Below are 20,526 nucleotides of genomic sequence, written 5' to 3'. Positions count from 1 at the left end.
CTGCCTCTTAGCTCTCTTTCTTATTACACATCGGGAAACCCAGAGCCTCACGAGAGGCATAATAGGCTTCCGCAACCGCTTTGGTCAGGGTACGAATACGCAGAATGTAACGCTGACGTTCGGTAACCGAGATCGCTTTACGCGCATCCAGCAGGTTAAAGCTGTGCGCCGCTTTCAAAATGCGTTCGTAAGCTGGTAAAGGCAGCGGTTTTTCCAGCGCCAGCAGGTGCTGCGCTTCTTTCTCATATTGCTCGAAACAGCTGAACAGGAAGTCGACATCAGCGTGTTCAAAGTTGTAGGTCGATTGCTCGACTTCGTTTTGGTGGAACACGTCGCCGTAGGTGGTTTTACCTAAAGGACCATCGCTCCAGACCAAATCGTAAACGCTGTCAACGCCCTGAATGTACATTGCCAGACGTTCCAAACCGTAGGTGATCTCACCGGTCACTGGTTTACATTCCAAACCGCCAACCTGCTGGAAGTAGGTGAACTGAGTGACTTCCATACCGTTCAACCAGACTTCCCAGCCCAAACCCCACGCACCCAGCGTCGGGTTTTCCCAGTTGTCTTCCACGAAGCGGATATCGTGAATGGCCGGATCCAAACCCAGCTCTTTCAGAGAGCCGAGATACAGCTCCTGAATATTATCCGGTGATGGCTTAATGACGACCTGAAACTGGTAATAGTGCTGTAGGCGGTTCGGATTTTCGCCGTAGCGCCCATCGGTCGGACGACGAGAAGGCTGCACATAGGCGGCGGCCATTGGCTCCGGCCCCAGTGCCCGCAGGCAGGTCATAGGATGTGAAGTGCCTGCGCCGACTTCCATGTCCAATGGTTGAACAATGGTGCAGCCCTGGCGAGCCCAGTAATCCTGTAACGTCAGGATCAGGCCCTGGAAGGTCTTGGTATCAAACTTTTGCATGTTGGATTCGCGCACGATACAAGTGGATTTATAAGGAATGCGCCAGTATACCCTCTGACCGCAAGATATACAGCCAGAATGCGGTAACAAGTGCAAATCCCCGTCATCATCGTTCAAGTTCCGGGATCAGCCGGAAAAAACGGTCTGCAACATCTTTAAGCTCAGCAACAATAACAGTGCCGCAAAGGCTTTTTTCAGCGTCGCAACAGGCAAACGATGCGCCAGACGAGCGCCGACAGGTGCAGTGAAGAAGCTGACGACGGAAATCAAGAGAACCGCGGGCAGAGAAACATAGCCGACGCTATAATCAGGTAGCCCGTTCGCTGACCAACCGTTGATCATGTAGCCCAGCGCACCAGAAAGAGCAATCGGCAACCCGACCGCTGCTGACGTACCAATCGCCTGCTGGATACGCACGTTACACCACGTCAGAAACGGCACTGTGAGCGATCCACCGCCGATAGCCACCAGCGCCGAAATACTGCCAATCACCAACCCTGCGAACGAAATGCCTGCCGTATCGGGCAACTGGCGCTGCGGTTTTGGTTTGATATTCAACACCATTTGCAGTGAAACATAGGCCATAAAACAGGAAAAAAAGATTGCCAGCATCCGCGTCGGCAACAGCGTCGCCAGCCAGGTAGCAGCGAATGTCCCGATCAGTATCGCAGGTGTAATCCGCACCACCACAGGCCACAGCACCGCCTGATGCTGATGGTGGGTGCGCAGGCTGGAAATTGCCGTAACAACAATCGCCGCCATTGACGTTCCCAACGCCAGATGCACCAGATGCGTATTATCTACACCCTGTGCAGCAAACAGCGCCGTCAGCACTGGCACCATAATGCCACCGCCACCGATGCCCAATAATCCCGCCATAAAACCCACTACTGCACCTAATGCCAGATAGGCTACTACCCACTCCACTGCCATTCCCTCTTCCCCTGTTTATGCTTTTCTTATGATCAATGAACAGCCCTGAGCTAATGAACAGCCTTGAACGAATGAACAGCCCTAAGCTGTCGGCAATGCATTATTCACGATTCCACGACGACTTTCCGCTCCATCCGCACGCAACCTTTCATATCTGCGAGTACGCCCGCAAAATGCTGGTTGCATATACAGCACCATGAATGCCATGATCTCCCCCACATTGCGGCAGACCGCATTACAATGAACGGTGCGTCCAAACACCAACGGCACAACCGAATCAGGAGAAAGGAATGCAACGCTGCGGCTGGGTTACACAAGACACCTTATATCAGGATTATCACGATAACGAGTGGGGTAAACCCTGCACCGACAGCCAGAAGCTCTTTGAGCTATTGTGTCTGGAGGGCCAGCAGGCGGGTCTTTCCTGGATCACCGTCCTGAAAAAACGCGAAAACTATCGCCGTTGCTTTCACCAGTTTAATCCAGAACAAGTAGCGAAAATGACGCAGGATGACGTAGATCGGTTAGTGCAGGACAGCGGTATTATCCGACACCGTGGGAAAATCGAGGCAATCATCACCAATGCAAAAGTGTGGGTGGAGATGGAAAGTCAGGGAGAGCGTTTTTCGCACTTCATTTGGTCTTTTGTCGAACACCAGCCGCGTCTCAATCACCCAGCTTCACTTGCAGAGGTTCCTGCCAAAACGAACGTTTCAGATGCCATGTCCAAAGCCCTGAAGAAACGCGGCTTCAAATTTATTGGTTCAACTATCTGTTATGCCTTCATGCAGGCGGGCGGATTGGTCAACGACCATGTCACCGACTGTTTTTGTCATCAGGAAAGCACCTCGTGATCCGCCCTTACCGTGGCTCCGATATCGAACCACTGATGCAACTCTGGTTGAAGAGCACCATTCTGGCGCATCCCTTCATTCGTGAAGATTACTGGCGAGAAAGTGCCTCCGCAGTACGTGAAATCTATATCCCTCAGTCTCAAACCTGGGTTTATGAAGAGCAAGAAAGCCTTATCGGCTTTATCAGCGTGCTGGAAGCACGATTTATCGGCGCGCTATTTGTGGAAAAGAACTATTACGGCAAACAGATTGGCGCAGCGCTAATCCAGCATGTTCAGGCGCTGTTCCCCTTACTCAGTCTGGAAGTATATCAGCAGAATACGCGTGCCTGCCGGTTCTACCATAAACAGGGTTTCGCCATTGTTGACGAAAACGTCAATCGGGATACGCAAGCTACTGCGCTGATCATGCAGTGGGCAAAACAAGTGAAGGAGCAGTAAATACCGCGCCCTCTGATTCAATAGGTCATCTCTGAGCTATCGGTTCAATGGAATAGCAGAATATCGTGCAAATCCCCCATTAATCATGGCTAACCTTGGGCAGATGCGAGGGCAGTATCGCTTGCAGTCTCTCGCCAGCTACGCGATTATTTGATGAGCGATTTCTACCCCAACGTCCTTAATCTGCTGGAGTTTGTGATGAAACCTAGCGTTATCCTGTATAAAAAAGTGGCTGACGACCTACGTGCTCGTTTGGACCAACACTTCACCGTCACTGAACTTGACGCCTTTCCCGCCCTCGACCACCCCGCTCTGGCAACGGCCGTAGGCATCATCGGTTCCGGCGGCAAAGTCGATAAAGACTTCCTGCAACACGCACCGCGTTTACGCGCGGCTTCTACCATTTCTGTCGGTTACGACACCTTTAACGTTGATGCGCTGAATGAAAAAGGGGTGATTCTCATGCATACCCCAACCGTGCTAACGGAAACGGTGGCGGATACGGTTCTGGCACTGATGCTTGCCAGCGCGCGCCGAGTCGTGGAAGTGGCTGAGCGGGTCAAAGCGGGCGAATGGAAAGGCGGTGTCGGCAGCGACTGGTTTGGCACCGACGTTCACCATAAAACCATCGGTATTCTGGGAATGGGACGCATCGGCCTGGCTGTCGCACAGCGCGCTCACTTTGGTTTCAGCATGCCGGTACTGTACAACGCACGCCGCCATCACGCCGAAGCGGAAGAACGCTTTAATGCTCGCCACTGCGATCTCGATACGCTATTGGCCGAATCTGATTTCCTCTGTATCACACTGCCGCTGACGGCGGAAACTCACCATCTCATTGGCCGCAAACAACTAGCAAAAATGAAGCCCAGCGCTATTTTGATCAATATCGGTCGTGGTGCCGTTGTGGATGAAGACGCGTTAACGGAAGCCTTGGTGAAAGGGACAATTCAGGGCGCAGGGCTGGATGTTTTTGTCCAAGAACCGTTACCCGTCGATTCTCCACTGCTGGATTTACCCAACGTCGTGGCGTTGCCGCATATCGGTTCTGCGACGCACGAAACACGCTACGATATGGCCGCCTGTGCCGTCGATAATCTGATTGCCGCCCTGAGCGGTCAGGTAAAAGAAAACTGCGTGAACCCGCAGGTTTTGAAATAACTCTCAGTCGACCTTAGCGCTGCGACGACGATTCGCAGCGTTGCTATCTCCCAATTAATAACCCCATCATCACACGCGAAATGCGGTTATTTTCCGCTAAAAATCACTCTTTTCCCTACCTAAAAACTGGATAACCAATGCCAGTATTGTTCTTTGCTGTTTCCTGCCACCTATGGAAATATCGGCCTTAACGTGCGGTTAACATTTCCTGCTTTATCCCGTTTCAGGACGTAGTCGATCCGCATATTCACCTGATAAACCAATAAGTTTAATAAAAATAATCACATGTAGGGACAATCATCGTGGCGACTTTTTTGCATCCTCATCAGACACTCACTCTTTTTGCCTCGCTGCTTCTTCTGAGCGGTGCGGTGAACGTACAAGCTGCGAACGACGCACCGAAAATCGGCGGTACGCTGGTTTATCTGGAACAACAGGCGCACACCAACCTCTATACGCCAGCGGGTGGTTTTTATCCGAACGGCGGCATTCTTAACCAAATTACCGATAAATTGACGTACCAGAACCCAGAAACACTGGAGATCGAACCGTGGGTTGCAGAATCCTGGAGCATCAACGCGGATAACACCGAATACACGTTCAAGATCCGCCCCGGTGTTAGCTTCTCTGATGGCACACCGCTGGATGCCAACGCGGTAGCGAAAAACTTCGATACTTATGGTCTAGGGAACACGGCGCTCAACCAGCCAGTTTCCGAAGTCATCAACAATTACCTGCGCAGTGAAGTTATCGATCCGCTCACGGTGAAGTTTTACTTTAAGAAGCCGTCTCCGGGCTTTCTGCAAGGGACTGCAACCATCGGTTCCGGTCTGGTTTCTCTCAGTACGCTGGAGCGCAATTTCAATCAGTTAGGCAATGCTAAAAACATTATTGGCTCCGGCCCATTCGTGGTGAACAGCGAGAAACTGGGACGCGAACTGAAGCTGACTGCCCGTAAGGATTACGACTGGGCACCGGTTAAATCAAAGCACCAAGGGCGTGCCTATCTGGACGGCATTACCTATCTGGTCACCCCGGAAGACAGCGTGCGTATCGGCGCATTGGTTTCCGGTCAGGCGGACTTCATTCGTCAGATTCAAGCCTATGATGAAAAACGGGTACAAAGTCAGGGCTTCAATCTTTATGCCCCACCTACGCGCGGCGTCAATAACAGCGTGGTTTTCCGCCCGGATAACCCGCTGGTAGCCGATATCCGCGTGCGTAAAGCACTGCTGCACGCCACCAACACCAAAGAGATCATTGATACGCTGTTCTCTGACAACTATCCACAGGCCACGTCACCGCTGGCCAAAACCGCCGCTGGCTATGTCGATCTCTCCAGCAAGCTAACGTTCGATCCCGCTCAGGCCAACACGCTGTTAGATGAAGCAGGTTGGAAAACCGGTCCCCAAGGATTACGTCAGAAAGACGGCAAAACGCTGGAACTGACCGCCTATGAATCACTGCCGCAACCGCAAAACAAAGAAACCCTGCAACTGGTTTCTCAACAGTGGGCAAAAGTCGGCGTGAAGCTGAATGTGTTAGCGGGCGATGCAGGCAGCAAAACCGTGGATAGCCTCGACCCGCTGAAAACCGGCGTGGCACCCGCGATGGTCGGACGCGCCGACCCGGATGTGCTGAAAAGCCAGTATTACCCGACGGTACGCAACGTTCTGCTGCAAAAAGGTGGATCCAGCGACAAGGTGAAAGACTTTGTTGACCCGCATCTGAATACGCTGCTGGATGGCATCGCCGCAGAAACCGACCGCAGCAAGCGGTTAGCGCTGGTGGGAGAAGTACAGGGCTACCTGATCGATCAGGCCTACGTCATTCCCATTTTTGAAGAACCGCAGGTGTTTGCAGGCACACCCACTACAAAAGGCATCGCGTTTGAAGCCGTTGGTCGCCCCAGCTTCTACAACACCTGGCTGGATAAGTAACACAGAAGAGAGAGGCATCATCATGAACCGATATCTGGCACTGCGCATCGGTCAGGCACTGCTTGTGCTGTGGGCGGCATTCACTCTGTCTTTTATCTTGCTTCAGGCGATGCCGGGTGATGCCGTACTGATCAAGTTTCAAAACCCAGAGCTTGGCCTAAGCGCCGAGCAAATCGCGCAACTACGTTTGTCTTACGGTGCCGATACTCCGGTACTCACGCAGTATTTTCATGCGATAGCGCAGATACTGCGTGGCGATCTTGGCCTGTCTATTCAGGCTGGCGTGCCAGTCACTGAGCTTATCGCCGCGAATCTGCCATCCACACTGCTGCTCGCGGTTCTGGGCTTCATTGCAGCAGGTCTATTAGCGTTTTCCCTCGCGTTCTTATCAACGCTGACGCCGTTTCAGTGGCTGCGAACCACACTACAATCGCTGCCGTCGCTGTTTATTTCCGTACCAACGTTCTGGCTCGGCATCGTGCTGATTCAGATCTTCTCTTTCCGTTTAGGATTGATTCCCGTGATTAATCCCGGCGAATGGGAAGGACTGATTTTGCCGGTTCTCACACTGGCGCTACCGATTTCTGCCCCACTGGCTCAGGTGCTGATGCGCAGCATCGATCAGGTGCAAACGCAGCCGTTTGTTGCCGTTGCCCGCGCGAAAGGGGCTAGCCGCAGCGGCGTGCTCTGGCGGCATATCGCCCGTAACGCGATGCTGCCCACGCTGACCATTGCCGGTTTACTGTTGGGCGAACTGATTGCGGGCGCGCTGATTACTGAAACCGTGTTTGGCCGTAACGGACTCGGACAGTTAACGCAGGAAGCCGTGAACTATCAGGACAGCAGCGTGTTACAGGCCATCGTACTAATTTCCGCCGCCGCCTTTGTTGTCGTCAATCTGGCCGTCGATCTGCTTTATCCCCTTCTCGATCCGCGCCTGAAAAGAACGCCAGGAGCCACGCTATGACTACCGTACCGCTGGAAAAAATCACCTTTCCTCTTCTGCGCAAGCGACCGCTTCTGCGTCGCTATGCCTTTCAGCCGGGGCTGCTGCTAGCCTGGCTGGTGATACTGACTGTTGCGCTTTGGGCTCTGTTTCCCGGCTGGTTTACCGGTTATAGCCCGACGGAAGGCATCGCGGGCGCACAGCGGCTAACACCTGACGCCGACTATTGGCTCGGTACCGATCAGTTAGGACGCGATCTCTATGCGCGCATCGTTTACGGCGCAGTGCACTCGCTGTCTGGTGCGGTCATCGCCGTTGGGCTGGGTTTGGTGCTCGGCAGCCTGTTCGGCCTCTTGGCTGGTGCCGTTGGTGGCTGGCTGGATAGCGCCGTCATGCGCAGCATCGATGTATTGCTGGCAATCCCCGGCCTGCTGCTGGCGCTGAGCGTCATCATTCTGCTGGGTTTCGGCACGGTCAACGCCGCGATTGCCGTGGGCGTCACCTCCGTCGCCAGCTTTACCCGACTGGTGCGTTCAGAGGTATTGCGCGTGCGCCACAGCGACTATGTCGAAGCCGCCTATGGCAGCGGCGGCACCTTTTTCAGCGTGCTATGGCGACACATTTTGCCGAATTCACTGACCACCGTTTTCGCCTTCGCTGCTCTGCAATTCGGCAGCGCGATTCTGGCTATCTCTACGCTCAGCTTTCTCGGCTACGGCGCACCGCCGCCCACGCCAGAATGGGGGCTGCTCATCGCCGAAGGCCGCAACTACATCGCAACCGCATGGTGGTTAACCACCTTCCCCGGCCTGATTGTCGTACTCGTTGTGCTGTCCGCTAACCGCATCAGCCAGTCGATCAGGAGGACAGAACGATGAGCCTGTCAGTCAGCTTACAAACCAGCGCGGCGGTGCCCGTACTGGCTCTGGAGAATGTCACGATTGCCTACCGTAGCGACGATCGCGAACAGACCGTCGTGGAAGGTGTCTCTTTTCATATTCAGCCCGGCGAAGTCGTGGCGCTGGTAGGGGAATCCGGTTCAGGCAAGACCACCACCGCGCAGGCCGTCATCGGCTTACTGGCCGAGAATGGTAGGCTCACACGCGGCGCTATTCGGCTAAACGGCGTAGATATCAGCGGCTGGTCGCAAAAGCGGCTGGACAGCGTGCGCGGCGCACAGATCAGCCTGATCCCTCAGGATCCCACCAGTTCCCTGAATCCGGTGCAGACCATTGGCGAACAGGTGGACGAGATTCTGCGTATTCATCAGCGGGAAAATCGCCAGACTACCCGCCAGAAAACGCTGATGCTCCTGGAGCGTGTTGGCCTAAACCAGCCCGAATTACGGGCGAAGCAGTATCCACACGAACTCTCCGGCGGCATGAAACAGCGCGTCCTGATTGCCATTGCCATTGCGCTGAAACCCGCACTGATTATTGCCGACGAGCCCACCAGCGCACTGGATGTCACGGTGCAGAAACGTATTCTCGATCTGCTTGATGAGTTACGGCGCGAGAATGGTACCGCAGTGCTGTTCGTCACCCACGATCTGGGCGTGGCGGCCGAGCGTGCCGATCGTTTGCTGGTCTTTCAGAACGGCTACATTCAGGAACAAGGCCCAACGCTTGACGTGCTCAGCACGCCCGCAAGCCACTATGCTCGTACGCTACTGGCGAACGTTCCGTCGCTCAGCCCGAAACCGCGTCCACCACGCAGCCGCAGCCATACATCCGATATTATTGTCTCGGTCGAAAATCTGGTGCAGACCTTTCCTCTGTCTGGCCGTAAAGGCGAGCATTTTCGCGCGGTGGATGACGTCTCTTTCAGCGTGGCACGCGGCACAACGCACGCGATTGTTGGCGAGTCTGGCTCCGGTAAAACCACTACAGCACGCAGCTTGCTCGGGTTTCATCATCCCAGCGCCGGACGCATTCTGATCGACGGCACGGACATCACTCATCTAAAAGGTGAAGCGCTGCGCCAGTTCCGGCAGAAAATTCAGCTGGTGTATCAAAACCCGTTTGGCTCGCTCGATCCCTCGCAGCGGTTGTACGACATCGTCGAGGAGCCGCTGCGCAATTTTAATCGCCATTCCTCCGGGCAGTGGGAGCGAAAAATTCATGAGATGTTCGAACGCGTCGCTCTGCCCGTAGCGTTGCTATCACGCAAGCCGCGTGAGTTATCCGGCGGCCAGCGCCAACGCGTCGCCATCGCCCGAGCACTGGTGCTGGAGCCGCAGGTGTTGGTATTGGACGAAGCCGTTTCCGCACTGGATGTCACCGTGCAGGCACAGATTCTGCGTTTGCTGACTGAGCTACAGGAATCACTGGGGCTGACGTACGTGTTCATCTCGCACGATTTAGCGGTAGTTCGCCAGATCGCCGATACCGTTTCCGTGCTGTACCACGGTAAGCAGCTTGAATCCGGCCCAGTGGAACACATCTTCGCTCAGCCTGGGCATCGCTATACCCGTGAACTCATCGAGGCTATCCCCGGGCAGCAACACCCGGCGTTTGCCCGTTCACACCAACCCCCAATTCATACTGAACCCACATTCGCACTAAACCAAGGACTGTAAAATGGCAACGAAACGTCTGGGATTTTTCACACGGTTGCTGGATGACGTTTCCGCCCAGCAGCGCTATCGGCTGGCAACGGAACAGATCGTCAAAGCAGAACAGTTAGGATTCGACAGCGCCTGGGTCGCACAGCACCACTTCCACGCTGATGAAGGCGGGCTGCCGTCACCGCTGGTGTTTCTGGCGCTGGTCGCCGCCCGCACCCAACGCATTCAGCTCGGCACCGGCGTGATTACACTGCCAATGGAGGAGCCTCTACGCGTGGCGGAAGACACCGCCGTGCTCGATTTACTCAGCAATGGCAGGCTGGAAGTCGGCGTGGGTTCAGGCGGCACGCCGTCCTCATTCGCCGCATTCGGCCACGACAGCGCGCAGCGCGGGCAGATACTCGGGCGCTATCTGGAGAAACTGCGTGCGGCGTGGCGGGGAGAGGCACTGAGCGAAGACGGCAATCAGCTCTATCCTGCCGCCCCGCATTTAGATAAGCGCGTCTGGCAGGCCACATTTTCTATCGAGGGTGCAGAACGGGCGGGCAAAGCGGGCGATGGCCTGATGCTCTCTCGTACCCAACCACGCCCGGAACATTTCCCAGACGCCACGCTCGCTGATCTGCAAAACCCGATGATCGACGCCTATCTGGCTGCGCTACCTGCTGGCGTCGCACCGCGTATCCTCAGCTCACGTAGCGTCTTCGTGGCTGACGATCGTCAACTAGCACTGAGCCTGGCAGAGAAAGGGCTTACTCGTTCTGCCGCCCGTTCCGGTACGTTCCGCGCGATCCCTCACGACTCGATTGAAGCCCTGATCGCCTCCTTCGACAGCCATGTCGGCACCGCACAGGACGTCACGGCGTCGCTTCGCGCAGACAGCTCGCTAGAGCGGGCAACCGATGTGACATTCCAGGTACATTCTATCGATCCACCACATGCGCTGATCCTCCGTTCACTTGAGCTGATTGCCACTCAGGTTGCACCCGCTTTGGGCTGGAAGCCCGCCGTCAAACAGAAAAGCCCGATCGGGCAGGAGATTGCATGACGCACGCTAACACTTTACACACCCATGACGTATTGGATGCGCTGGCCGACATCGGCCCGGATTCCGCCCTCGCCGCAGCCAGAAAAACCCGTGAGGCGGCAACTCGCCACACCCAGGGCAGCTACGATGCGCTGTTTAACGCCACAGTACATGACAACGCGACACTACCGTTATCGCTGCGCTTCTGGTTTGCGACAAAAATCAGTGGCTGGCAGCAGGATGAACAGCTACAGCATTTTTATACTGACCGACTGGCGGATTTTTCAGAACCCGAGCTGACACCCGCGCTACAGTTGGCGCTAGATCACGCTGAACGCCTGACGAAAACGCCCGTGCAAGCCGCACCATCACACGTCAACGCGCTGGAGCAGGCGGGCTGGTCAGTAGATGATATCGTGACGCTTTCACAGCTCATCGCATTTGTGAATTTTCAAAGCCGTTTGCTACGCGGCTATCGCCTGATTGCGGGTCATCGCGTTAGCCAGCCTCATTCTCAGGCAGCTGTCGCCGGTCAGTGGCATACCCAACCGCAGGCGCACAGCGGCAAATCCGCACCGCAGGCGTTCACTCAGGCAGAGCTAGGCTGGGAACCGTGGATTTCCCCCAAACCACTGGCAGCATTCAATACTGACGAGCAGGCGATTCTGGCGCGTTTCGGTCATACTGATTCCGACTATTTCCGTCTCTTAGGACGTAACTTGCCGGTACTGGAACAGCGCACGCTGACGGATAAAGGGATTTTTTATACTTCTGGCGGCCTGCCGCGCAAAGAACGCGAACTCATCGCCGCCGTCACCAGCAAGGTCAACGGCTGCATCTATTGCGCCTCAGTGCATGCGCGTAAAGCCAGCCAACTCTCCAAGCAGGACAGCGACGTGCAACGGCTACTGGATGTCGTTCCCGGTGGCGATTTAAGTATTGGTCAAAGCCCACGCTGGCAAGCGATTATCGATTTTTCGGCACGCCTTTCCGCCACGCCCGCGCAGGTCAACGCAAACGACGTGAAACAACTGCAAGAACAGGGGTTGGATACGCTGGAAATTGTCGATGTGGTGCAGTCAGCCGCCTTCTTCTCATGGGCCAATCGGCTGATGCTCACGCTGGGCGAACCGTTCTGGCCGGAGAGTTAATCAGCCTTACGCGATAGCGAATCAGGCGGCGCAATATCTGTGACGCCTGTTGCTGCTTATTTTTTCAGACAAGCAGGCAATTCGCTGGCAGGGCAATTGATGACGTCGTTATTGTTTTCCCCACAGTCGCGGATGAACGTAATGGTGGCGAACTCATCGATCACTTCAGTAGGGTACGCAGGACCCGCGTCGCGATACACCTCCATTTTAACAATGTGTTCATTCTGGAAACACACCGTTTTCTCCGGGTTGTTGATAATCCAACGCGGGAAGAAGATGGTGCCGTGGAAGACCTTATCGGCAATATTCACAATCAGGCTGACATCCGTTCCTGTTGGTTCTGTCCATGAAATTTTATACACCTCGCGAGCGACTTGCACGATACACACCTGCTGATCCCTCACCCAACGATTACCCACAATACCGCTCAGCAAAGAAATCATGACGCTCATCGCGCTACTGTTCGGCAGATTATGATAGATGGAGCTATTGGCTGCCTAAGCGATCAAAACCGCTCAATCCATAAATGAGCCAAATGTTAATAATTAATATAAATAAGTGTTAAATATGGACACCAAGAAAATTTACAGGCTATATTTAAACCATAAATGAGGTAAATTCAAAAAAGAGTCCATTTATGAACACTCCTGCCACTGCGCCAACATTACTAAAGCTCGACGCCATTAGCGAAGCTATCGACGAACTAAGACACGAACTCGCACATAACGAAACCGCCAATAAAGGTACCGTGCTGGGGGATCACATTCATTCTTTGGATGCGTTCGGTTCTCAGCTAAATACACGACGTAAAGCGCTGGGCATCGAACTTTCTACACTTGAGTTACAGACTGGCGTATCCATATCCACCTTAAAACGCCTATTCAACGATCCCGCTCAGGTGAAATTTGCCACGGTTTATAACGTCTGCTCTGCGTTAGGGATAAAACTGTGCGCCGTCAGGTAAAGGTCTATCTTTATGGTGTCCATATCGGCCAGTTAAGTCAGGATGATGAAGGCTATCTGTTTGAATACAAAAAATCCTATCTCGGCCCACCGCTATCATTGAGTTTACCGCTACAGACCGGAATATTTCGCAGCAAGTCATTACTACCCTATTTCGCCTCGTTAGCCCCCGAAGGCTGGCTCCGGCGGCAATACAGCCAGCTTCAGCATCTGGATGAGAAGGATTTATTTGGCATCCTTATTCAAAACGGTAAGAACTTGATCGGCGCAGTACAACTGATCGCGGAGGATAACGCATGACAAGATGTCGAATCTTGCTGACACCGCTGGCACATGAAGAAGAAATTGCCACAGGCTATAGCCGTAAAGGGTTGAAGCATCTCGCGGGGTCAATACATGCTTCCCCGACTTTACGTTTCACTCGCCAGCAATTCATGCACGACCTGCCACAAACGCAGAAAGGCATGAGTATTTCTGGTTATCAGCCCAAAATTCAGATGGTATTAGAAGACCGAACGTTTACCGTCGTGGATCATCAAGGACTGTACATTCTCAAACCCTCCCCGATCGAATTTCCCCATTTGGCAGAAAACGAACATGCCACAATGACGCTAATGGCGCGTCTGGGATTTACCGTCCCACCACACGGATTACTTCGCTTTAAACCGGAACAGGCTGATGACGAGCCTGAGTTTGCTTCCGTTATTCAGCGTTTCGACCGCGATGAAAAAACAGGTCATCCTATCCATCAGGAACAGTTGGACGGTGCGATGGGGATCGGTGAAAAATTCGGTAAAATACGTGCAGATGGCAGACAATACGTCAGCTACGAGAGGTTAGCGTTATTCCTTAGCGAACACGTTAATGACAATATTGTCTTCAAAATAGATCTGTTCCGCCGCATCGCTTACGCCTACATGCTGGGTAACAACGACATGCACCTGCGTAATTTTGGCCTGATACATTCGCGTTCAGGCCAGTTAATGCTGGCCCCCATTTATGATTTTGTTTCCGTCGCTCCTTATCCCGCCTATTTTTCTTCCTGCTTCATGGCATTACCGCTGTTGATGCAAGAAGAAGGTGACGAGGCACGCGCACCAGGGTTTGAAACCGCCTATGGCGAATACCTTGGTATGGATTTCATGCTGTTCGGTCAGCATATTGGGCTGAGTGAAAACCTTAGCAAGAAGTTGCTAGCAGACCTCATCAAAGAAGCTGAATACGTTGAATCAACCTATCGAGATTCCTTTATGCCTGCGAACGCGATTGATGCAACGCTGCGGTGTTATCGACACCGCCTGAATCTTATGAGCATTCTCGATGCAAAGCAGATTTAGTGATTCTTAATCAAACATTTTAATCACATCACTGCTGACATCAGCGCAATGGCACGATGCTTACCGCCGGGAGAACGCCAGACGTGCGGCGAACGCTAAAAAGACCACGCCCGTTGTTCGATCCATCCATTTAACCACCAAGCCGCGACGCAGGAAGCGAGCCAGTGGGCGTGTAGCAGCAATCAGCGTTCCCAGACCAAACGCGACCATCGCGCCCCAAATCAGGCAGCCAACGTTAATCCCAAACGCGGCATGGAAGGCTTTCTTGCTGCCTTCAACGGTAGCGGTACGTAAAATCAGCGCGGTATCCAAACCCGGCGTCAGGGTCAGTAGCGTCGCGGCAAACGTAAAAGCAATCAGCGATTCGGTCAAGGTCACGGTAATTCATCACTCCAGCAGGGAAAAACCACAAAACACACCATTCTCTACGTAATATACGGCAGAGCCTGAGCCTCCCCAACCACTCTCTTCGGACAGACGTATAACGACAGATCACCGTCTGGCCTTGATTCAGAAAGTGTAAATAAGCTCCCCCGATCGGTTACCGTCCGCTACGCTATCCGGCAGACAATGATTCACGATACAGGCTCAAACACCATGATAAAACGCGTCTTCCTCACACTCACCTTATTGACGCTTTCCGCATCATCACTAGCGCAAGACGCCCTGCCAGACGCGGTGAAGAGCATCGAAAAACAGGGTATTACGATCATTAAGCCGTTCACTGCGCCCGGCGGCATGCAAGGCTGGCTGGGCAGTTATCAGGGCATGGGAGTGACCATCTACTTAACCCCTGACGGTAAGCATGCCATTTCGGGCTATATGTATGATGAACACGGTAACAACCTCAGCGAAGCGCTGATTCAGCAGGAAGTCTATGTTCCTGCCGGCCGGGAGATGTGGCAGAAATTACAGCAAGCGCCATTTATCACCGAAGGGTCGAAAGATGCGCCGCGTAAAATCATCGTCTTTGCCGACCCATTCTGCCCATACTGCAAGCAGTTCTGGCAGCAGGCACAACCGTGGGTGAAAGCAGGAAAAGTGCAACTGCAAACGTTGCTGGTCGGCGTCATCAAACCGGAAAGCGGGCGTTATGCCGCGGCGATTCTTGCCGCCAGCGATCCGGCTAAAGCCTGGCATGAATATGAGATATCAAACGGCAAAACGGTGCCTCCGTTCCCCGAAACCTCATCGCGCGATATCTGGAATAACATTCAGCTTAATCAGCGGCTGATGGATGAACTGGGTGCAAACGTCACGCCAGCCATCTATTACCTGAACGATAAAGATGAGCTACAGCAGGTCGTCGGGCTACCGGATGAACAGCAGTTAGCGGAGATGATGGGGAAATAGACGCAGGAGGGAATATCCCTCCTGAGGTTGCTGACAAAGTCCGTAGAGCGAGAGTAACGGATAGATCGTAAAGACGCTGTGAATACATCCTTGTACGCTCGGCTTGCGCCATCCCTGGCGCAAACGCTTTACTCTTCTATTCCGTCACTCTCGTTTTTCATTCAATAAATAGCTTTGTCAATGCTCTGAGGAGGGAATATCCCTCCTGACGTTTTCTCTTAGCGATGCGACCAGTAAGCCATAAAGTTGATCGTCTCTTTATCGAGGTGACGCTCGTCTAGCAGATAGCGGCGTAGTCGTTTAATGGCAGAGGATTCTCCCGCGACCCAGGCATAGAACGGACGGTGCGCCGTTGCACGCTCCCAGAGTAGCTCGTCTTCCGGCGTCTCCTGTGCAATTTCATCACGGTTGGTACAGGCGCTGGCGGGGATTTTCACGTCTTGTTGCACCGCAGCCAACAGGCGTTCGCCCCATACTGTGCTGCTGGTTTCCTCACGCGGCAGCCAGTGAATTTGCGCAAAAGGGAAATCGCCCGGCGTCACGCAGTCCGCGGCTTTTGGCACTTCAAAAAAGGCCTGCACCGACGGCGGAGAAGGCTGATTCGTTAGCTGTTCAAGAATGCCCATAGCTGCTGGCAGCGCCGTTTCATCCGCAATCAACAACACCTGCTCAACGCCAGCGTGCGGAGCCCATTCATAACCGCCGCTGTCGCCATCGGCTTCCGCGTTGGGTGCGACGATCTGTAGGGCATCGCCCGGTTTGGCATGACTCGCCCAGCTTGAGGCAGGCCCAGTATCACCGTGCAGCACAAAATCGATCGTTGCCTGCTGTAACTCACGAGAAACAGAGCGCAGCGTATAGGTACGCAGAATCGGACGACGCTCACGCGGCAGCGCCAAATAGTCCTGGTACCAGGTGTCGCTCACGGCCATCGGCGTCAATTCGCCGCTTTCACTGGCGAACAGCAGTTTGATGCGCTGATCCGGTGCATCCAGTTTCATCTGGCGCACTTCCGGGCCAGTAAATACACAGCGCGCTAATGAAGGCGAGAGCAGCGTCTTACTCTCTAAACGTAAATTGAACAACCGATAAGCTGAAGACGTTGTGCGGTTAGCTAAAGACATAGTGATAAAGCCGTATGTTTTGTAAGGAAAAATCAGTCAGCGGGATCAAACCCATTTACCGCAACTTATCATAAACAAAACACTAACGATAATCATTATCACCATTAAGGTGAATGCCGTGATAAAAGCGACATTTTATTTATCGCGCAGGCCAGAGGCCATGCTGAGCGAGCATAAAAAATTTTCAAAAGACTTGTTAACAGGTCTTTAATTGATTAATTTAAAGACCTGTTAATCGGTCATAAAGGGTCTACCATGCCGAATATTATATTGAGTGATACCAGTGCCAGCGTCAGTGAATTGAAAAAGAACCCGATGGCGACGGTCAATGCTGGCGACGGTCTGCCTGTCGCTATTTTGAACCGCAACCAGCCTGCGTTTTATTGCATTCCTGCGGATCTTTACGAAAAAATGCTGGATGCGCTGGACGACCAGGAACTGGTTAAGCTAATCGGTGAACGCAAAAACCAGCCGCTGGTTGACGTGGATTTGGATAGTTTCCTATGAGCTATAGCGTCAAATTCAGGGAAGATGCGCTGAAAGAATGGCTCAAACTCGATAAAACCATCCAGCAGCAATTTGCCAAAAAACTAAAAAAATGCTGCGAAAATCCCCATATTCCTTCGGCAAAGTTACGGGGGATGAAGGACTGCTACAAAATAAAGCTCCGAGCATCAGGCTTTCGTTTGGTTTATGAAGTCATTGACGACGTATTGATTATCGCCGTAGTAGCGGTAGGTAAACGTGAGCGCAGCGGTGTTTATCATCTGGCTAGTGAGCGAATGAGATAACCGCATTAACCTGAGAATAAAAAAATGCCGGCAAAATAGTTCACTATTCAGCCAGCATGTTTGCATTTTCCAGAAAAGCGATTAGAGCCGCTTCCCTACACAATCAACGCATCGTCACAAACTCTTCAGAGGCTGTTGGGTGGATGGCGATGGTGTTGTCGAAGTCTTTCTTAGTAGCGCCCATTTTGACGGCAACCGCGAAGCCTTGCAGCATTTCATCCATACCAAAGCCGATGCCGTGGATACCGACGATTTTTTCCTCTTTGCCCACGCAGACCAGCTTCATACGACATGGCTGACGGTGCTGCGTCACAGCGGTGTACATCGCGGTGAAGGCGGATTTATACACTTTCACCTGATCGTCACCGTACTGCTCACGCGCCTGCGGTTCGGTCAGCCCGACCGTGCCAATCGGCGGGTGGCTGAAGACAACGGTCGGGATGTTGCTGTAGTCCAGATGTTCATCCGGCTTGTTGTTAAACAAACGCTCGGATAAACGACGCCCCGCCGCGACGGCAACCGGCGTTAGCTCGACGGCTCCCGTGTTATCGCCCACGGCGTAAATGCCAGGAACGTTGGTGTTCTGGAATTTATCGACGTTGATGTAGCCTTTGTCGTTCAGCTCTACACCGGTGACGCTCAGGTTCAGGTTATCCGTCGCGGGTTCACGACCAATCGCCCAAATCAGGCAATCGACGGTTTGTGACTGGCCGTTTTCCAGCTCCAGCGTCAGGCTGCCATCGGCATTCTTCACAATCGCTTTCGAGATCGACTCGGTATGCAGCGTCGGCCCTTCGGTGTTCATCACTTCCACCAGCGTGTCGACAATCAGCGGATCAAAGCTACGCAGCGGTGCATGTTTACGCACGAACAGATGGGTTTCAGAGCCCAGCCCGTTCAGCACGCCAGCAATCTCCACGGCGATATAGCCTGCACCGACGATAGCGGTACGCTTTGGCAGCGCATCCAGCTCAAAGAAGCCGTCGGAATCAATGCCGTATTCCGCACCGGGAATATTCGGGTGAACCGGACGACCGCCCGTTGCAATCAGGATATGGTCAGCCGTAATTTTCTCGCCGTTCACTTCCACCGTATGCGCATCGACAAAACGAGCAAAACCGTGGATGACATCGACCTTATTCTTACCCAGCACGTTATCGTAGGACTGGTGGATGCGATCGATGTAGGCGCTACGATTCTTGACCAGCGTGCCCCAGTTAAACTGGTTCACCGTGGTATCGAACCCGTAGTCTGGGCCGTACTGATGGATCGCTTCGGCAATCTGCGCCGCATGCCACATCACTTTCTTCGGCACACAGCCGACGTTGACGCAGGTGCCGCCCAGATATTTCGCTTCGATCAACGCACATTTTTGTCCATACATCGCCGCGCGGTTAATAGACGCGATACCACCGCTGCCGCCGCCAATAGCAAGATAGTCATAGTGTTTGGTCATCAGTGTATCCATGCTTAAGTGAATAAAATTTGCCTAGAGTGTAACGCCAGAGCCATACGCCCAATAAAGGTTATGCCTATGGTTGCAATAGGAAAAAACGACCGCCATCGCCACGAATTACTCCGGTACGATTTGCTCTACCAGAGTATGCCCGGTGCCTTCCGGTACCAGTACGCTATGCAGCCACGGCAGCACGTTTTTCATCTGCGCCGCCAGCTTCCACGGCGGATTAATCACAATCATGCCGGACGCCGTCATGCCATAGCGGTCGCTGTCGGGCAGCACGGCCAACTCAATTTGCAGAATGTTGCGAATGCCCGAGGCTTGCAACTCTTTCAGCAGGCGTTTGATATGCTGACGCAGCACAACCGGATACCACAACGCAAATACGCCAGTGCCAAAGCGCTTATGCCCTTCCTTAATGCCTTTGACTACGTCCTGATAGTCCGTCTTCAGCTCATAAGGCGGGTCAATCAGCACAAATCCACGACGAGAAAGCGGGGGCAACTGTGATTTCAGTTGCTGATAGCCATCGTCACGCAACACTTTAGTACGCGCATCTTTCTGAAATTCATTGCGCAGCAGTGGGAAATCGCTGGGATGCAGCTCGGTCAGGTGGAGTTTGTCGTACTCGCGCAGTAGCTGGCGTGCAATCAGCGGAGAACCAGGGTAATAGCGCAGTTGTCCACTGTGGTTATAGGTATGCACCGCCTGCATGTAAGGTTCGAGTTCAGCCGGAATGTCGTCACGCTGCCAGATTTTTGCGATGCCATCCAGATACTCCCCTGTGCGCTCGGCGTGCGGGCCGCTAAGCTGATAGCGACCGGCACCCGCGTGGGTATCCAGATACAGGAAAGGTTTTTCTTTCTCTTTCAGGGCAGTGATGATCAGGCTCTGAACGGTGTGTTTCAGCACGTCGGCGTGATTGCCGGCATGGAAACTGTGGCGGTAACTTAACATGCTTGCTTTCCGGTGAAGTTTTATAAATAACGTCGATTAACCGACAGTATAACCGTCTGCGGCGGAAAATATCCCGTCAAACGCTCCCCCTCTGCGAGCCGCCCCGCAAACCAACCATTTTTATCGTCTTAAATCAGTAAATTGTGAAACATGGTCGTTTTCATTCGATTGAAGGCTACCGATATTCAGGCAGAGGAAGTACGTGCATGCACGACGGATTCAGGAATATTTTCCAACAGGTCTGGTGAGTGATAAACAAGCGTTATATTATTTTATATATAACGATCATTCACGGAGCATTATCATGGGAAACCATTTTGAGCGAGGTGTCCTCGCGGGGCTGAGATCTGCCAACCCAAAATCCACCAACGACATTAATCCTTACTGCTACGATTATCGGCGCGGCTATATTTGTGGCTATGCCCACAATCTGGCGGAAACCAAAGGCGACCGTCAGCAGGCCGCCTTCGAGGCCGGGCTGTTATCCCGTCGCTACGGGCTGGAACGGGAGAGAGTCGCAGAGTTCTTTACCGAACAGGGCAACCCTTACGCGATTCGGTTTTTTTATGCGGGCTATGATGCGCACACGCCGCGCTAGTTGA

General features: G+C 53.3%; 22 protein-coding genes and 1 pseudogene. 16 read left to right on the top strand and 7 right to left on the bottom strand.

From position 1 onward, the window contains the following. Window positions 1-7 precede the first annotated feature (7 nt). Both glyQ and KP22_RS14740 read right to left on the bottom strand, forming a co-directional pair. Window positions 8-922, bottom strand: coding sequence for a glycine--tRNA ligase subunit alpha (glyQ, locus tag KP22_RS14745; RefSeq protein ID WP_039306969.1), 915 nt, complete (start codon window positions 920-922; stop codon window positions 8-10). A gap of 126 nt (window positions 923-1,048) precedes the next feature. Beyond that, window positions 1,049-1,855: a sulfite exporter TauE/SafE family protein gene (locus KP22_RS14740; protein ID WP_039325008.1), complete on the bottom strand. Its 807-nt coding sequence runs from the start codon at window positions 1,853-1,855 to the stop codon at window positions 1,049-1,051. A 290-nt stretch (window positions 1,856-2,145) separates the two neighbouring features. On the opposite strand from KP22_RS14740, the gene KP22_RS14735 reads away from it, so the two are divergent. The 9 genes from KP22_RS14735 (at window position 2,146) to KP22_RS14695 (ending at window position 11,940) form a co-directional block, all read left to right on the top strand. Continuing rightward, on the top strand, window positions 2,146-2,709 hold the full coding sequence (locus KP22_RS14735; RefSeq protein WP_039306964.1) for a DNA-3-methyladenine glycosylase I: 564 nt from the start codon (window positions 2,146-2,148) through the stop codon (window positions 2,707-2,709). Then, window positions 2,706-3,149, top strand: coding sequence for an N-acetyltransferase (locus KP22_RS14730; protein ID WP_039306959.1), 444 nt, complete (start codon window positions 2,706-2,708; stop codon window positions 3,147-3,149). The genes KP22_RS14735 and KP22_RS14730 overlap by 4 nt, the downstream gene beginning before the upstream one ends. A gap of 198 nt (window positions 3,150-3,347) precedes the next feature. Continuing rightward, window positions 3,348-4,310: a glyoxylate/hydroxypyruvate reductase GhrB gene (gene ghrB, locus KP22_RS14725; RefSeq protein ID WP_039307095.1), complete on the top strand. Its 963-nt coding sequence runs from the start codon at window positions 3,348-3,350 to the stop codon at window positions 4,308-4,310. Between the two features lie 302 nt (window positions 4,311-4,612). Next, window positions 4,613-6,250: a TIGR04028 family ABC transporter substrate-binding protein gene (locus KP22_RS14720; RefSeq protein ID WP_039306957.1), complete on the top strand. Its 1,638-nt coding sequence runs from the start codon at window positions 4,613-4,615 to the stop codon at window positions 6,248-6,250. 22 nt (window positions 6,251-6,272) lie between these two features. Beyond that, window positions 6,273-7,217, top strand: a complete 945-nt coding sequence (locus KP22_RS14715) for an ABC transporter permease (protein WP_039306955.1) — start codon at window positions 6,273-6,275, stop codon at window positions 7,215-7,217. Continuing rightward, on the top strand, window positions 7,214-8,074 hold the full coding sequence (locus tag KP22_RS14710) for an ABC transporter permease (RefSeq protein ID WP_039306951.1): 861 nt from the start codon (window positions 7,214-7,216) through the stop codon (window positions 8,072-8,074). Before KP22_RS14715 ends, KP22_RS14710 begins: the two co-directional genes overlap by 4 nt. Next, a complete protein-coding gene (locus tag KP22_RS14705) occupies window positions 8,071-9,774 on the top strand; it encodes a dipeptide ABC transporter ATP-binding protein (RefSeq protein ID WP_039325006.1) in 1,704 nt (567 codons plus the stop codon). Before KP22_RS14710 ends, KP22_RS14705 begins: the two co-directional genes overlap by 4 nt. A 1-nt stretch (window position 9,775) precedes the next feature. Beyond that, window positions 9,776-10,810: a putative FMN-dependent luciferase-like monooxygenase gene (locus tag KP22_RS14700; protein WP_039325004.1), complete on the top strand. Its 1,035-nt coding sequence runs from the start codon at window positions 9,776-9,778 to the stop codon at window positions 10,808-10,810. Next, window positions 10,807-11,940, top strand: a complete 1,134-nt coding sequence (locus KP22_RS14695) for an alkylhydroperoxidase domain protein (protein WP_039325002.1) — start codon at window positions 10,807-10,809, stop codon at window positions 11,938-11,940. Before KP22_RS14700 ends, KP22_RS14695 begins: the two co-directional genes overlap by 4 nt. 56 nt (window positions 11,941-11,996) lie before the next feature. Here KP22_RS14695 and KP22_RS14690 read toward each other — a convergent pair. Continuing rightward, a pseudogene (locus tag KP22_RS14690) lies at window positions 11,997-12,368 on the bottom strand (phenolic acid decarboxylase); the annotation flags it as partial. Between the two features lie 209 nt (window positions 12,369-12,577). On the opposite strand from KP22_RS14690, the gene KP22_RS14685 reads away from it, so the two are divergent. Genes KP22_RS14685 through KP22_RS14675 form a run of 3 tightly spaced genes read left to right on the top strand, consistent with a single transcriptional unit; the run spans window position 12,578 to window position 14,240 of the window. Beyond that, entirely contained in the window at window positions 12,578-12,904 is a 327-nt protein-coding gene (locus KP22_RS14685) for a helix-turn-helix domain-containing protein (protein ID WP_039306939.1), read from the top strand. Beyond that, window positions 12,889-13,203, top strand: coding sequence for a HipA N-terminal domain-containing protein (locus KP22_RS14680; RefSeq protein ID WP_039306936.1), 315 nt, complete (start codon window positions 12,889-12,891; stop codon window positions 13,201-13,203). The genes KP22_RS14685 and KP22_RS14680 overlap by 16 nt, the downstream gene beginning before the upstream one ends. Beyond that, on the top strand, window positions 13,200-14,240 hold the full coding sequence (locus tag KP22_RS14675; protein ID WP_039325000.1) for a type II toxin-antitoxin system HipA family toxin: 1,041 nt from the start codon (window positions 13,200-13,202) through the stop codon (window positions 14,238-14,240). The genes KP22_RS14680 and KP22_RS14675 overlap by 4 nt, the downstream gene beginning before the upstream one ends. 60 nt (window positions 14,241-14,300) lie before the next feature. Here the strand turns inward: KP22_RS14675 and KP22_RS14670 are convergent, their stop codons facing one another. Further along, a complete protein-coding gene (locus KP22_RS14670) occupies window positions 14,301-14,618 on the bottom strand; it encodes a LysE family transporter (protein WP_039306929.1) in 318 nt (105 codons plus the stop codon). A 219-nt stretch (window positions 14,619-14,837) separates the two neighbouring features. Here KP22_RS14670 and dsbG point away from each other — a divergent pair, with 219 nt between their 5' ends. Further along, window positions 14,838-15,593, top strand: coding sequence for a thiol:disulfide interchange protein DsbG (gene dsbG, locus KP22_RS14665; RefSeq protein WP_039324998.1), 756 nt, complete (start codon window positions 14,838-14,840; stop codon window positions 15,591-15,593). 218 nt (window positions 15,594-15,811) lie between these two features. Here dsbG and KP22_RS14660 read toward each other — a convergent pair whose 3' ends face one another. Further along, the gene (locus tag KP22_RS14660; RefSeq protein WP_039324997.1) at window positions 15,812-16,717 is read right to left on the bottom strand and encodes a siderophore-interacting protein; all 906 of its coding nucleotides are present in this window, start codon (window positions 16,715-16,717) and stop codon (window positions 15,812-15,814) included. Between the two features lie 255 nt (window positions 16,718-16,972). On the opposite strand from KP22_RS14660, the gene KP22_RS14655 reads away from it, so the two are divergent. Together KP22_RS14655 and KP22_RS14650 are read left to right on the top strand one after the other, a co-directional pair. Continuing rightward, window positions 16,973-17,224: a type II toxin-antitoxin system Phd/YefM family antitoxin gene (locus tag KP22_RS14655; RefSeq protein WP_010281712.1), complete on the top strand. Its 252-nt coding sequence runs from the start codon at window positions 16,973-16,975 to the stop codon at window positions 17,222-17,224. Next, on the top strand, window positions 17,221-17,508 hold the full coding sequence (locus tag KP22_RS14650) for a type II toxin-antitoxin system RelE family toxin (RefSeq protein ID WP_015842269.1): 288 nt from the start codon (window positions 17,221-17,223) through the stop codon (window positions 17,506-17,508). The genes KP22_RS14655 and KP22_RS14650 overlap by 4 nt, the downstream gene beginning before the upstream one ends. Window positions 17,509-17,611: 103 nt before the next feature. Here the strand turns inward: KP22_RS14650 and gorA are convergent, their stop codons facing one another. Next, window positions 17,612-18,964 carry a glutathione-disulfide reductase gene (gene gorA, locus KP22_RS14645; RefSeq protein ID WP_039324995.1) on the bottom strand — a complete coding sequence of 451 codons (1,353 nt, stop codon included), beginning with the start codon at window positions 18,962-18,964 and terminating at the stop codon, window positions 17,612-17,614. Window positions 18,965-19,081: 117 nt separating this feature from the next. Then, window positions 19,082-19,924, bottom strand: a complete 843-nt coding sequence (locus tag KP22_RS14640; protein WP_039306916.1) for a 23S rRNA (adenine(2030)-N(6))-methyltransferase RlmJ — start codon at window positions 19,922-19,924, stop codon at window positions 19,082-19,084. Between the two features lie 304 nt (window positions 19,925-20,228). Between KP22_RS14640 and KP22_RS14635 the strand changes: the two genes are divergently transcribed. Next, window positions 20,229-20,522: a DUF2623 domain-containing protein gene (locus KP22_RS14635; RefSeq protein WP_005968196.1), complete on the top strand. Its 294-nt coding sequence runs from the start codon at window positions 20,229-20,231 to the stop codon at window positions 20,520-20,522. Window positions 20,523-20,526 lie beyond the last annotated feature (4 nt).

This window comes from Pectobacterium betavasculorum, from assembly GCF_000749845.1.
GTDB classification, from domain to species: Bacteria; Pseudomonadota; Gammaproteobacteria; order Enterobacterales; family Enterobacteriaceae; genus Pectobacterium; species Pectobacterium betavasculorum.
Note: the sequence above shows the minus strand (reverse complement) of the source record. Positions and strands in the feature narration are given on the sequence as shown.

Bases quoted from the DNA above. Each gene is read 5' to 3' on its own strand.
- glyQ (WP_039306969.1), bottom strand. From the start codon at position 922: ATGCAAAAGTTTGATACCAAGACCTTCCAGGGCCTGATCCTGACGTTA.
- KP22_RS14740 (WP_039325008.1), bottom strand. From the start codon at position 1,855: ATGGCAGTGGAGTGGGTAGTAGCCTATCTGGCATTAGGTGCAGTAGTG.
- KP22_RS14735 (WP_039306964.1), top strand. From the start codon at position 2,146: ATGCAACGCTGCGGCTGGGTTACACAAGACACCTTATATCAGGATTAT.
- ghrB (WP_039307095.1), top strand. From the start codon at position 3,348: ATGAAACCTAGCGTTATCCTGTATAAAAAAGTGGCTGACGACCTACGT.
- KP22_RS14715 (WP_039306955.1), top strand. From the start codon at position 6,273: ATGAACCGATATCTGGCACTGCGCATCGGTCAGGCACTGCTTGTGCTG.
- KP22_RS14710 (WP_039306951.1), top strand. From the start codon at position 7,214: ATGACTACCGTACCGCTGGAAAAAATCACCTTTCCTCTTCTGCGCAAG.
- KP22_RS14705 (WP_039325006.1), top strand. From the start codon at position 8,071: ATGAGCCTGTCAGTCAGCTTACAAACCAGCGCGGCGGTGCCCGTACTG.
- KP22_RS14700 (WP_039325004.1), top strand. From the start codon at position 9,776: ATGGCAACGAAACGTCTGGGATTTTTCACACGGTTGCTGGATGACGTT.
- KP22_RS14695 (WP_039325002.1), top strand. From the start codon at position 10,807: ATGACGCACGCTAACACTTTACACACCCATGACGTATTGGATGCGCTG.
- KP22_RS14685 (WP_039306939.1), top strand. From the start codon at position 12,578: ATGAACACTCCTGCCACTGCGCCAACATTACTAAAGCTCGACGCCATT.
- KP22_RS14675 (WP_039325000.1), top strand. From the start codon at position 13,200: ATGACAAGATGTCGAATCTTGCTGACACCGCTGGCACATGAAGAAGAA.
- dsbG (WP_039324998.1), top strand. From the start codon at position 14,838: ATGATAAAACGCGTCTTCCTCACACTCACCTTATTGACGCTTTCCGCA.
- KP22_RS14660 (WP_039324997.1), bottom strand. From the start codon at position 16,717: ATGTCTTTAGCTAACCGCACAACGTCTTCAGCTTATCGGTTGTTCAAT.
- KP22_RS14655 (WP_010281712.1), top strand. From the start codon at position 16,973: ATGCCGAATATTATATTGAGTGATACCAGTGCCAGCGTCAGTGAATTG.
- KP22_RS14650 (WP_015842269.1), top strand. From the start codon at position 17,221: ATGAGCTATAGCGTCAAATTCAGGGAAGATGCGCTGAAAGAATGGCTC.
- gorA (WP_039324995.1), bottom strand. From the start codon at position 18,964: ATGACCAAACACTATGACTATCTTGCTATTGGCGGCGGCAGCGGTGGT.
- KP22_RS14640 (WP_039306916.1), bottom strand. From the start codon at position 19,924: ATGTTAAGTTACCGCCACAGTTTCCATGCCGGCAATCACGCCGACGTG.
- KP22_RS14635 (WP_005968196.1), top strand. From the start codon at position 20,229: ATGGGAAACCATTTTGAGCGAGGTGTCCTCGCGGGGCTGAGATCTGCC.